Below are 12,212 nucleotides of genomic sequence, written 5' to 3'. Positions count from 1 at the left end.
ATTAACCCTGATATTATGAAGGAGGATAAAAAGAAAGACAAGATTTTACATGTCGCCGAGCACCTTTTTCAGCTTCAGGTTCTTACGCCAGATCATTTGGACCTGATGTATCCGGCAGGGCATGAGAAGGCTGGGAAGCCATTGGACAAGGTGTTTATTATTGGGCAGAGTGGGACGGGGAAAACTACTTTGTTAAAGTTGTTATCTGTTATTTCTTATAATCAGGCTAATTATGATTCAGTTGGCCCTTTAGATTTGATAAGGAATATAGAGATGGAGTTTGAATTGGGGGTATTAGTGGGAAGACAGGTCATCCTTAATGATGAGGATGAGCAAACGGGGGGCATACATCTGGCAGAATTTATCCATCAATGGTGAAAATGTCGATTTAGATAAAGGACCTGAATTATGGGAGAAGTGTTATGAAAATAAGAATAATAATTCTATTTATTTTCCGGCAGAGTTGGATTATACCCTCGAAATTGATCCTTCATAAACAGTGGATCTGGCTGACAATTGGATAATAGATTTTTCATTTGAGAAAGCTGCCAATGCCTGGAAAAAAATCTTAAAAGATATTCAAAAATACCAGGAAGAGGAAATCAAATACGGCAGGGTATTTCGAAGGTCGCTGAGATGTCTAATGATATTGTATCGATTCAAAAAGCAGTGAAAATATTAGAAAACAGGCTGGATGATTTAGCCCAAAAAGGCAAATCTCATCCCAAATACACTTCTTCCAGCTTTAAATATTATTACGACATAGTCGCCAACCTCATATGGTTACAAGCAGAACTATGCGCATATTCGGAAAGAAGAATGCAGGACCATCGTAAATGTGCCCCCGGAAAATGGGCAGAAGGTACTTTTCAGCAATTCCAGTTTTCCGGACAATTAGACCATTACGACGCAACTTTAAAAAACACCAAAGGCCGGGACTAGGATAATTTCTTCCTCATAGACGCTGACCTGAATGTGAAAGATAAAAGGGAACACCGTCCTAATGGTTTATTAAAACCAGATCCGACAACCTTTGATCCCAATATATACCTTGAATATAAATTAACCGATCACATTTTTGTTCCCAACAGATACCTTGACTTCGCAACGCAGGAAAAAGTGCGTCATGATCTAACCTGTCTGGGCTTAAACTTTGAACCTATCATAGATATAAGGAAAGAATATCTTGGTCCATATTTAACTGATATTGAATACGAGGCCCAAACAACAGATCAGGTTCGTGTCAAATTAATCCAATTTTATACTGCCTTTGAGATGGCTGTACCCCAAATACAATAAAAAACATTCTAAAAACCCCATACTTTTTGTATTTTAACCGCAAGGCCGTTAATATGTTTGGGACAGCTAGAACATCTGAATTTAATACCGTGGTAAAACACTATTACCCGGCTATCGTCTTTTTTGCAGAAAAAATAATCGACAACCATGCCGTAGCACAGGAAATAGCCCAGGATGTATTCGTCAAACTATGGGAAAAAGAACAAAACTTTGACAACGATACCAACATCAGAAACTTCCTGTACCTATCTGCCAGAAACCGCTGCCTTAACTACATCCGGGACACTAAAAGAAAACAACAACGCGAAGAATCCATCCCGCTCGCCCCCATCCCTGAAGACGACATCACCAACAACATCATCCTCGCAGAAGTATGGAGAGATATCGACCTCGCCATCAACACCCTGCCGGAACAATGTAAGAAAGTGATAAAAATGACCTTCCAGGAAGGCAAAAGCACCGATGAAATCGCCAACCAATTGAATATCACCGAAAGTACCGTTCGCAATCAGAAAGCCAGAGGCCTTTCTCTGCTTAAAAAATCACTGTCTGACAAAGCATTTACTTTCCTGCTGTTATTTATTTGAAATATTTCTTCAAACCCTTTAGATGAATACCATCCATTTGGTGTTATTATATTATGATGAGCAAACCACCATTAGAATTGCCATTTCGGATCGCTGCTTTAGTAAAAAAGTACATTGCAGGCAATATCACGCCAGATGAACAGGCGGAGTTGGATGCATGGATCAACCTATCTGAAAAGAACAGGGTACTATGGGCCGAAATTTCACAAGGCGCAACTAATGAATGGACTTCCACACCATTCCATAATTATAATATGGAAAATGTGATCGGCTCAATTCATCATAAAATAAAGAAGAACAAACAGCGACGCACATTCGTTTACCTGTCTGCAGCAGCAGCTATTTTAATGATGATCGCCGCCGGTCTGCAATACCTGAAGGTGCCAAAAGAACCAGCCATGGAGTACGTTGTCATTGGCAACGAAGTTCCTCCCGGCACCACAAAAGCCCGCCTCGTAATGGCCAATGGCCATACAATCGGGTTAGACAAAGCGCGCGATTCCAGTTTTACGGAGGGCAATGGTGTACAGGTACAACAACAGCAAGGTGTATTGTCATACCAGGCAAAAAACAACACCAAAGAAATGCCGACTTATAATACGCTGATCACACCCAAAGGGGGAGAGTATAAATTAGTGCTTGGTGATGGTACTGTAGTATGGTTAAATGCAGCTTCTTCCATCAGGTTCCCGAACCGGTTTTCAGGGAATCAACGTGAAGTACAACTGACCGGTGAAGCTTATTTCGAAGTGACACACGACCCGAAGCGACCTTTCATTGTAACAGTCAATGGTACGGAAGTACAGGTATTGGGAACTTCCTTTGATGTAAGAGCCTATCAACCTGCTATTACCTATACCACACTGGTAAATGGCGCTGTCAGAGTAGCATCCAAAGGTAGTAAAGGACAGGTCCTGCAACCCGGACAAATGGCCAGATCTGGTAACGGTGGGCTGAGTATCACCAATGCCGATATCGAGCAGGTAACCGCCTGGAAAAACAAACAGATTATATTAAGAGATGCAGATCTCAGGGACATTATGGAGGAACTGTCGCGCTGGTATAATGTAGATGTAGCATATGCAGGCGATTTCAATACTGCCACAGGTGTAACTATTGAAATCAGCAGAGAGGTGCCGTTAAAGAAGATATTAGAGATGATCATGCTGACAAAATCAGCCAAATTTAGAATAGATGGTGATGTAGTAACAGTTTTGCCGTTCAGATAAAACCAACATTTAATAATCAACCAAAAAAAGCCGTAGACGTGTGGCCAGCGTTACGGTCCTTAATCCTCCGACTATGAATCTAAAAATTACTTCACGGATGTGGAGACGGCTATGTATTGTCTTTACCCGGGGATATCTGGTGCTGCAATTGATGCTCTTCATGCCCGACGTCATTGCGCAGTCTTCTATTTCATTCAGTGTAAACAATGCCAGCTTACAATCGGTATTAACTACTATCAAGGCACAAAGTGGTTATGGAATCGTGTATACAAAGGAGCTAATGAAAAATACACGGCCTATTACTGCGTCATTTTCCAATCAACCATTGTCTGCTGTACTGGCCCGCTGTTTCGACGGTCAGCCTGTTACCTACAAAATTGTAGACCGTAATATCATTATTACTGAAAGGCCGAAGGAAAACCTGTCTCAGCAAATGGCAGAAGATACCACGGTGGTAGTAACAGGGCAGGTGAGTGGTGCAGACGGATCTGTGCTGATCGGTGCTTCTGTAAAAGCACTGAATGGCTCTGCTGGTGTGACCACCAACAGGGATGGTCGTTTTGTGATCGCTGTTCCCAGGGGAAGTATCCTTTCTATCTCCTATGTTGGCTTTAAACCTTACAAGGTAAAGGTCCAGACAAACATGGGTCGTTTATCTATCAACCTGGAACAATTAGAAACCACTTTAGGTGCTGTCAATATTTCTAATACTGCAAAGGTGAAAGATCCCACCCTGCAGATAGACCTGACTAACCGTAGCTATATGAACCTGGGACAGGTCTTACAGGGCACTGTGCCGGGATTGAGTTTGCAAACGAGAAGTACGACCGTCAGATCAATTACCAGTATTGGGGTGTATAATCCAAGACTGCTCTGGACATTTATGACGCCAGAACAGTTTTTGAAAGCCTATCCTTCTTATGGTCAGTTAGTATTGGATGCATTTCTCTCCGGCAATTTTCCCACATGGATGAATAAAAACATCTACCAGGTTCGCTTTTCTACCCGGGTTTCTACTACACTGGTGCCTGAATTACGTGGCTCCAACTCATTTGCCGGCAATACAGATGGAATGCTGATCGTAATTGATGGCTTTCCAAGAGAGGGTTTCCCCGCCGATTTTCCAATGAGCAATGTAGAATCGGTAGAAGTGGTCAAAGACCCAAAGGAACTCGTGAAATGGGGCCCTAAAGCCATAAATGGGATCATCATGGTGAGAACCAAACAAGGCAAAATCGGGGAGATCCATGTCAACTACTCCGTAAATTTATACTACACCCCTGCACCTAAATTTAACAGGGAAAAACTTTATCTACCCTCCACAGGAGATGTGCTGGACTATGTAAGACAATCAGATACTTTATTTAACCAAAACACCTATAACCCCAACAACACCTTCCAGATCACACCGGCTGCCAGGTTGCTCAGCAAACTGCATAATAATATGATTACGCAGGAAGGGTTTAATGCTAGCTGGGATTCGCTGGGACGACTTGACAACTCCGCTCAGCTGAACATGCTGCAGCAAAATTCATTTAACCAGAATCATTCCCTCTCTGTAATCGGGAGCACCAATAAATATAAATTCTCCTTAATCGGCGGGTACGCCACCAACAGTGATAATGCGCTGAACGGGTCAAGCAGAACCGTTAGCCTGAATGCCAATAATAGTTTTAACCTGCTGCATGACAACCTGAATGTCAACTGGACTTTATATGTGGCCAGTGTGAAAAGTCGCGCAGGCTATAGTGTAAATCCCAGCAACTTAACGATACAGCCTTACCAGATGTTGCTCGATAATAACGGGAAATATGTATACGATTATTCATCGTTCAACCCTGATGCGAATGATATTATTATGAGCAAAGGCTACTATAACAATGGGGTGAACCTGCTGGAGGATGCACGGGTGAATAATTCGACGGATAAAAGTCTGCAGGCCCAATCCAGGTTAAACTTCAGCTGGAAATTGCTACCCGGATTACAATGGAGTGCTTCGGTGTTAAATACGTTACAGGATAATACCACCGATTTATTTTATGACAAATCATCCAGTTACGTCAGGCAACTGGTCAATCAATATGGTCAGTATTATCAAAACGGGGTGAAGTTTTATGTACCGTATGGTGATATCCTGAACAGGACTAAAAGCACTAACAAAGAGTGGAACGTGCGATCCGGTTTATCGTACAATAAAACATCCGGCAGGAATGAGATTGAACTATCTGTAGGCGGAGGCGCTGCCAGCGTAGGTTACAGACGCCCTGGCAATTATGTATTGTATGGTTATAATTCAACTACCGGTACCGGTGCGCCTATATATCTGCCTACCCCTGATCCGGATGCTTCTATCGCAAACTATTATGCATTGTTTGCCGGCCAGGGGGCTACCGTCTATCCTTCCAGCCTGGTCGTGCCTGTCAATTTACTGAATACAAATTCAAGAAATATCAACTGGAACGGGGCAGCAAAATATGCATACAATAAGCGATTCACCTTGTCCGGCCGTTATAACAGTGTGCTGAACCCAAACTATGGCCAGACTTCAAAGTACTCCACTTTGACGAATTATAACTTAGAGGGTAGTGTTGAATTGTTCAAAGAACCCGTCAACAAATGGATCGATGATGTGGCAGTTGCTACAGGTATTATGACCATGCTGATGCCCGATCTGCCTGTCAATTTTTCTACCAGCAGATACCAGCAGGTGTATTGGGATGACTATGGAATATGGGTAAATGGTTATTCACCTTCCCAACAGAATGGTCAATCTACCCGGAATATTTATCAGCGTGTGAAAGTGGGTTTGGGTAGAGGAAGATATGAATTGTCTGTTGGATATAACTCCCAAAAGATGACAGGGTTGAGCAATACAGGTAGTACTGACTTTACAACGGCAGGCGATAGCAGTGCGTTAATTCATTATGTAAGTGCATCCCTGAAAGCTAACCTGCGCAAAGGATTATTCAGCACCATAGTTACTTACAATAAATCTCCTGAAGGACAATCGCAGGTCAATGGCGTACTGAAATATAACCTGGCAAAAGAAAAATACTTTCATTCTAACCTCATAAGTACTTTGGATATTGAAGGTTTGATACAGAATATCAGCTCTTATCAGGGATTGGATTTAATGATGGGTACCAATGTGGCCGGAGGCGGTTCTTATACTATGGCGACCAACAGCACATTCACTACGTTGCCACCCCGAAACCTCAATTATGAAGCAAGGGGCCGGATCGGGATTCTCCATGACCAGTATATGCTGGATGTAAGGTATTATAACCGCACCTCATCAGGTGTGAACAGTAGTATCTCCGTCGCTGCAGATGCATCCAGTGGCCTTAGCAGCCAGGTAGCCTATAGCAATATCGTGAATAAAGGGGTAGAGTTTTTCCTGAAGTCTGATTTTGTAAAGACAACGAAATTTTCCTACACCGTTACGTTAAACGGGGCCTACAATGTCAATATGGCAAAGTCGGTACCTACCCCGGGTTTTACCGCAACCGATGCTTATGCCACAGCTTACCGTGACGGTTATAATACAAGCAATCTCTGGGCCTTTAAATGGGCTGGTCTGGATAACAAGGGCAATCCCCAGATCTATGATAAAGAAGGCAAAAAAACAGCTGTATTGGACAGTACTACCCTCGCTACTTCATTGACCTATGCTGGTGTACTGAGAGCTCCATGGAACGGTGGATTTATACATGAAGTGGCCTGGGGATCCTTTTTTGGAAGAGCCGCACTGACCTTTAGCTGGGGTGCTGTGATGAAAAGATTTATCCCTACACCGTCTACTGATGTGGCCAATAGCAGTTTGATCCGGTATAGATGGAAAAAAGAAGGAGATGAATTACATACAGATGTTCCTGCGATGACAAAAGATGGCGCCAGTAGTTTCCGTGGTTTTGTTACGAACAATTCAACGAATAGTGTGATGTCCGCCAACTTCATCCGCTTGCAGGAAATAATGATTGGCTGGCGGTTCCCTCAGCAGCTGGTGAAAAGAATGAAACTGAACAGTGCGCTGGTTACCCTTCAGGGACAGAACCTGGCCATGTGGACGCAAAATAAATACCATATGGATCCCACCGTGGTCGGTTCTAATGGTGTGATGGGAATGCCTATCCCCAAGCAGTATTCATGCAGTTTCATGATCGGTCTCTAATGTTGAATCTTTAAACACATGGCAATGAATAAGTTGATTTGTTTTTTACTGATGGTAATTGTGTTCACCGGTTGTAAAAAATTCCTTGATGTGAATCCATCTACACAGACTGTTAATCCTACGACTATAGCTGACTTCCAGGAGATGTTGAATTCAGACTCACTGGCTATTGGCAATTATATGCTGTCTGATCTGATGAGTGATGATGTGCGTTTGACAGATGTGGAATTGAGCGGGCAGGATAATTTTTATACCCGCACTTACCTGTGGAGCAATGTGATATGGAATCCTGCTGATGAAGATTACATGTATAACAGCTCTTATACCCGTATTCTGCAAATGAATATTATCATGAGCAGGGTTGGTTCCGCACCACAGGATTCTGTTAATACCGTGGAGAACCGGAGTAATGTGATCTCACAGGCGCTCATTCAGCGAAGCTACTATTATTTACAACTGGCGAATATTTACGGGGCCGGATATAACAGTGCGACCGCAACAACTGATCTGGCAGTGCCTTTAGTGCTGTCACCAGATGCATCTGCCAAGCCATCCAGGGCAACTGTACAAGAGGTGTATGACAAAGTGATCACTGATTTGCGACAGGCGGTGAATAACCCTTATCTGTCAGGTATGGGCCGTAATATTATCCATCCCGGAAAGGCCGCAGGCTATGCACTATTGTCTCGTGCTTATCTCTATAAGGCTGCTTTTGATTCCGCATTATTATATGCAGATTCTTCATTGGCATTGGCTGGTTCCCTCATGGATATTTCATCAAGTTATTCAGGTCCCACACAGTTGATAGACCTGCGCACAAACCCTGAAATCCTCATGGCCAAGGTGGCATATGAGCGGAATTTCTATTCACTGTCTAATTATTCTTTCCAGCTAAGTTCCTCCCTCTATTCCTTACTGTCTTACTATGATGGAAGGTATAATACCCGGCTCAGTGGATATTATTACAGAACGTCTACTTACAATGGTGCCACTACCTTGTTTTCTGACTTCAGCGTAAGCGTTCCCGAAGTAATGCTGACAAAAGCTGAATGCCTGGCCCGTAAAGGAGATGCTACCGGAGCTGTAACCCTTGTCAATACGCTGGCTGCTAAAAGGATCAGGTCTTATGTGGCTTTAACAACGGGTAATGCAGATACTGCTTTGAGTTATGTATTGAGAGAACGCCGTCGTGAGTTGTTTGTACGTGGTGGGTTACGCCTATTCGATCTGAAGCGCTTCAATGTGAATACCAATACGCAGGTTACCCTGACCAGGAAGCAGGATGACAGTACGGTGATAGCCACCTTACCACCTTTGTCCGGCAGGTACGTAATGCCATTTACGCAAACAGTACTGGCCAACAATCCTAATATGGTGCAGAATGTCAGACAATAAATTTTATCTCATCAAAATTCAGCATGTATTTATGAAAAGATATGGTGTCGCAATATTATTATTAATACTGGTGTCCTGTACGAAGAAAGATGATGCGCTGACTGAGCTGGCAAGGGAATTAGGATCCTACAAATATTCCTATATAGAGACAGGTAACGCTATAATTTTAAATGGAGTAACGTCAGGAGAAAAAACGCTGACTTACCGCGGATTTCCGGTGTCCCTGACAGGCAAAGCTTCGGGAGAGACGGTGGTGACGGCTACTATTGATACCTCGCTCATTGCTTCTTACAATACATTATACAATGAAACCAATCCTTCCATTAGTGCAACTGCTTTTCTGCCATCATTTAACGGAAGCTACCGGATTGCTGCCGGTGAAATTACGGCTACAGATTCGCTGTACATCACATTAAATGATGCATCAAAACTGAAAGACAGCACCCTCTACCTGGTTCCGGTCAGACTGACTGCTAATAATGGAGGACAGATTTCTACATCTATCGTGTTCTTCAAAATGATGGTGACCATTTCACCGGTGAATCTTTATATTAATGGAGGCTCCAGTTTCGGGTATAGTTATCCCTACGCACGAAATGGTAGCCAGTACTGGGGGTTATACCTTTCGAAAGATGCCTCCGGTCAGCCTATTGGTCCGGCTTCCCTTAACATAAGTGTGGCGGCAGGGGTGAGTTATCCTTCTGATGAATTGCATGCCTATGCAGTGACAGACGTTAGCGATTCACTCATCACTGCTTTTTCAGCAGCAGCATATACGACCTACGAACGGTTCCCCGAGGGTACTTATGCAATTACGAAATCCAGTGCGACTGTAGCCCCCAATACTTTGTACAGCAAAGATAGTCTCACAGTATCATTCAGTAACTATTCCGCATTTAAGCCAGGTACCTTTTACCTCATGGGGGTAAAGCTGGTGACAGATTCGAATGATCCTTTAAGCGCACCCGCCAGAAAAGGGGTGACATCTTATGCGTTGTTTAGTTTTTACATTTTTCAATAATTATGAAAAGAATATTTATCGTACTAGGTCTGTTGTGGTGTAATGGCGTGAAAGGGCAGGAGTTGAAAGATACAGTGGCTTATGCTGCAACACTGGATGCTTATCAGTACAAGTTTGCAGATACCGCCGGCGTGCAACATTCATTACAGGAGTTCGAAGGGAAATATATATACCTGGACATTTGGGCTTCCTGGTGTTATCCATGTCGTAAGGAATATCCCTTTCTTAAAGAGCTGGAACACGTAGTCGATCCACGGAAGATAGAAGTGGTTAGTATATCAATAGACGAGCAGGAATACCGCTGGAAGGGAGGGATGAATGGATATGGGATGAATGGAGGGGTACAATGGTGGGCCAGTGATACAATGTTTGTAAAGACCTTCCGGATAGACCGGATCCCACGATTTATACTGCTGGATAAAAAAGGGAACATCATGCAGTTTTCAATGACACGTCCGTCGAATGAACAAACCATTACTTTCTTAAAAAAACTTAAATAAAAGGTATGAGGTGTAAAGTAAGTATGCTGTTATTATTGCTGGCGGGTTCCTTTGGCATGGCAAAGGCACAGCAGCATTTTGTAATCAAAGGAAAGCTGGGCCATGTAAAAGAGCCGGCGAAGGTATTTATTATGTATAGGAATAGATACATACAGACAGATTCTGCCGAAGTGAAGAATAATGAATTCACTTTGTCAGGGTCAGTGGACCTGAAACAACGGGTAAACATTTTTATGCGGCAGGGTGGTGAGAGGGTGAATTCAGGAAGGATCTCCGACCAGGTCGCTATTTATCTCGAAGATGGGGTGATAGAAATAACATCACCTGACTCATTAACGCATGCAAAGGTAGGTGGTTCACAGCTTAATAAGGACCAGCAGGAAATGGTAAAAAGTGTTGGTAACCTGAAAGAATTACAGGCGGGTATTGTTGAGAAATTTAAGAACGAACCAGATTCTGTAAAGCGGATGCAACTGATGGATGATTATAAGCAACTGGATGTATTACTGCAAACCAACCTGGTTGGATTTATCCAGTCACATCCTAACTCACTGGTGGCGATGCATGCATTGAAGAATAATTTTAATCCCACTGATAATGTAGAACTGGCATCCAGCCTGTATAATGCGATGTCTGACTCCGTAAAGGCTTCCTCATCCGGGGAGATATATAAAGAGTCTATTGAAAATGTATTTAAACTGGGTATTGGTAAAACCGCGCCTGATTTTGCTGCCAAAGATCTGTTGGGAACTGAAAAGCATTTATCAGATTTCAGAGGGAAATATGTATTGCTTGATTTCTGGGCCAGCTGGTGCGGCCCTTGTCGCAGAGAGAGCCCGAACCTTGTGAGTAGTTATGAAAAGTTCAGGAGTAAGAAATTTGAAATCATCAGTTTCTCGGTAGATAAGGAGGCCGCTGACTGGAAGAAAGCGGTAGAAAAAGACCAGTATACCTGGACAAACCTGGTTGATTATATAGACCCTAACACATCAATTGCTAAACTGTATGGTATAACGGCATTGCCTACAAATTTTCTGTTAGATCCTACGGGGAAAATCATAGCACTGAATCTCAGGGGAGAGGAGTTGGAAAAACAATTGACTGCAATTTTAAATTAATCATTCATGTTTAGAAAGTTATTGTTAGTAGGACTGTTGTTGAGAGCAGGTTCATTGTGTGCGCAGGATACCATGCGATTCCGCGATGATGAAAAGTTCAAAAATTTAGTATATACAAATGCGAGAGCAGAAATGGAGCAGGGAGGAATGAAAGGGTTCAGGGAACTATGGGCACAAGCGGTCAATGTCGTTCCGTCACAAAAAGTGACCGTGAAATATGGACGGGCCAAAGCGCGCAAACCAATGACAGCTGTAGAAGTAGCAAAACAATTAAATGACCAGGTATTTGTGATCTGGAAGTTTTTCAGAAAGACAGATAAGAATATAGAAGGGATTGCTATTTCAGCGACCGCATTTCCGATTAATGAAGAGGGAACCATGGTAACCAATCATCATGTATTTGAAATGTTGTTTAAGAAGACTCCCGGGTTTTATGAAATGGATAGCACCCTGTTTTTGTCTGATGTAAATGGCAATGCATTTAGCATAGACAAAGTGTTGAGTTATGATGAAAACGCGGATCTGGCCCTGTTTACGATCAAAAATAACCATGGGGTTAAAATACATCCCATCACATTGGGCAATGAAGCGCCTGTAGGTGCCCCGGTTTATTTGCTATCTAATCCTGAAGGATTTCCATATTACTTTTCAGCAGGACAGGTCGCCCGGAATGCAAAGTATGAGGAATTCGGTGCCAATACAGAAAGAATGGATATCACTGCTGACTATGCCATTGGTTCTAGTGGAGGTCCAGTCGTCAATGAATTTGGCGGATTGGTGGGGGTTGTATCAAGTACGCATTCTATTTTTAGCAGCCAGCGGCAGGATTTGCAGATGGTAGTGAAGCAGACTATTCCCGTAAGATCTATTTATTCAATCATGACAAAATAAT

Annotated in this window: 11 protein-coding genes; all 11 read left to right on the top strand. The window is 42.9% G+C overall.

All coding sequences use genetic code 11. From position 1 onward, the window contains the following. Positions 1–15 precede the first annotated feature (15 nt). The 11 genes from SIO70_RS25660 to SIO70_RS25610 all read left to right on the top strand — a co-directional run bounded on the left by SIO70_RS25660 (position 16) and on the right by SIO70_RS25610 (position 12,211). Positions 16–378, top strand: a complete 363-nt coding sequence (locus SIO70_RS25660) for a hypothetical protein (RefSeq protein ID WP_320575601.1) — start codon at positions 16–18, stop codon at positions 376–378. Positions 379–636: 258 nt separating this feature from the next. Beyond that, positions 637–942 (top strand): hypothetical protein, encoded by a 306-nt coding sequence (locus SIO70_RS25655; protein WP_320575600.1) that lies wholly within the window; start codon positions 637–639, stop codon positions 940–942. Positions 943–975: 33 nt separating this feature from the next. Next, positions 976–1,299 (top strand): hypothetical protein, encoded by a 324-nt coding sequence (locus SIO70_RS25650; protein WP_320575598.1) that lies wholly within the window; start codon positions 976–978, stop codon positions 1,297–1,299. A gap of 53 nt (positions 1,300–1,352) precedes the next feature. Beyond that, the gene (locus SIO70_RS25645) at positions 1,353–1,886 is read left to right on the top strand and encodes an RNA polymerase sigma-70 factor (protein WP_320575597.1); all 534 of its coding nucleotides are present in this window, start codon (positions 1,353–1,355) and stop codon (positions 1,884–1,886) included. A gap of 53 nt (positions 1,887–1,939) precedes the next feature. Next, a complete protein-coding gene (locus tag SIO70_RS25640; protein WP_320575595.1) occupies positions 1,940–3,115 on the top strand; it encodes a FecR family protein in 1,176 nt (391 codons plus the stop codon). 73 nt (positions 3,116–3,188) lie between these two features. Further along, the gene (locus SIO70_RS25635; protein WP_320575593.1) at positions 3,189–7,286 is read left to right on the top strand and encodes a SusC/RagA family TonB-linked outer membrane protein; all 4,098 of its coding nucleotides are present in this window, start codon (positions 3,189–3,191) and stop codon (positions 7,284–7,286) included. A gap of 24 nt (positions 7,287–7,310) precedes the next feature. Further along, complete coding sequence (locus SIO70_RS25630) at positions 7,311–8,681, top strand: RagB/SusD family nutrient uptake outer membrane protein (RefSeq protein WP_320575591.1); 1,371 nt, start codon at positions 7,311–7,313, stop codon at positions 8,679–8,681. Further along, the gene (locus tag SIO70_RS25625) at positions 8,668–9,702 is read left to right on the top strand and encodes a DUF1735 domain-containing protein (RefSeq protein ID WP_320575589.1); all 1,035 of its coding nucleotides are present in this window, start codon (positions 8,668–8,670) and stop codon (positions 9,700–9,702) included. The genes SIO70_RS25630 and SIO70_RS25625 overlap by 14 nt, the downstream gene beginning before the upstream one ends. A 2-nt stretch (positions 9,703–9,704) precedes the next feature. Next, the gene (locus tag SIO70_RS25620) at positions 9,705–10,202 is read left to right on the top strand and encodes a TlpA disulfide reductase family protein (RefSeq protein WP_320575588.1); all 498 of its coding nucleotides are present in this window, start codon (positions 9,705–9,707) and stop codon (positions 10,200–10,202) included. A gap of 5 nt (positions 10,203–10,207) precedes the next feature. After that, positions 10,208–11,320, top strand: coding sequence for a TlpA disulfide reductase family protein (locus SIO70_RS25615; protein ID WP_320575585.1), 1,113 nt, complete (start codon positions 10,208–10,210; stop codon positions 11,318–11,320). Positions 11,321–11,326: 6 nt separating this feature from the next. Continuing rightward, a complete protein-coding gene (locus tag SIO70_RS25610) occupies positions 11,327–12,211 on the top strand; it encodes a serine protease (RefSeq protein ID WP_320575584.1) in 885 nt (294 codons plus the stop codon). Position 12,212: the final 1 nt, after the last annotated feature.

Origin of the sequence: Chitinophaga sancti (assembly GCF_034087045.1) — a bacterium.
GTDB lineage: Bacteria > Bacteroidota > Bacteroidia > Chitinophagales > Chitinophagaceae > Chitinophaga > Chitinophaga sancti_B.
The sequence above is the reverse complement of the archived record's forward strand: the minus strand, read 5'-3'. Positions and strand labels throughout refer to the sequence as shown.

What these genes read in the sequence shown, in the direction of transcription:
- SIO70_RS25630 (WP_320575591.1), top strand. Translation starts at nt 7,311, where the DNA reads ATGAATAAGTTGATTTGTTTTTTACTGATGGTAATTGTGTTCACCGGT.
- SIO70_RS25645 (WP_320575597.1), top strand. Translation starts at nt 1,353, where the DNA reads ATGTTTGGGACAGCTAGAACATCTGAATTTAATACCGTGGTAAAACAC.
- SIO70_RS25635 (WP_320575593.1), top strand. Translation starts at nt 3,189, where the DNA reads ATGAATCTAAAAATTACTTCACGGATGTGGAGACGGCTATGTATTGTC.
- SIO70_RS25640 (WP_320575595.1), top strand. Translation starts at nt 1,940, where the DNA reads ATGATGAGCAAACCACCATTAGAATTGCCATTTCGGATCGCTGCTTTA.
- SIO70_RS25625 (WP_320575589.1), top strand. Translation starts at nt 8,668, where the DNA reads ATGTCAGACAATAAATTTTATCTCATCAAAATTCAGCATGTATTTATG.
- SIO70_RS25620 (WP_320575588.1), top strand. Translation starts at nt 9,705, where the DNA reads ATGAAAAGAATATTTATCGTACTAGGTCTGTTGTGGTGTAATGGCGTG.
- SIO70_RS25660 (WP_320575601.1), top strand. Translation starts at nt 16, where the DNA reads ATGAAGGAGGATAAAAAGAAAGACAAGATTTTACATGTCGCCGAGCAC.
- SIO70_RS25655 (WP_320575600.1), top strand. Translation starts at nt 637, where the DNA reads ATGTCTAATGATATTGTATCGATTCAAAAAGCAGTGAAAATATTAGAA.
- SIO70_RS25615 (WP_320575585.1), top strand. Translation starts at nt 10,208, where the DNA reads ATGAGGTGTAAAGTAAGTATGCTGTTATTATTGCTGGCGGGTTCCTTT.
- SIO70_RS25610 (WP_320575584.1), top strand. Translation starts at nt 11,327, where the DNA reads ATGTTTAGAAAGTTATTGTTAGTAGGACTGTTGTTGAGAGCAGGTTCA.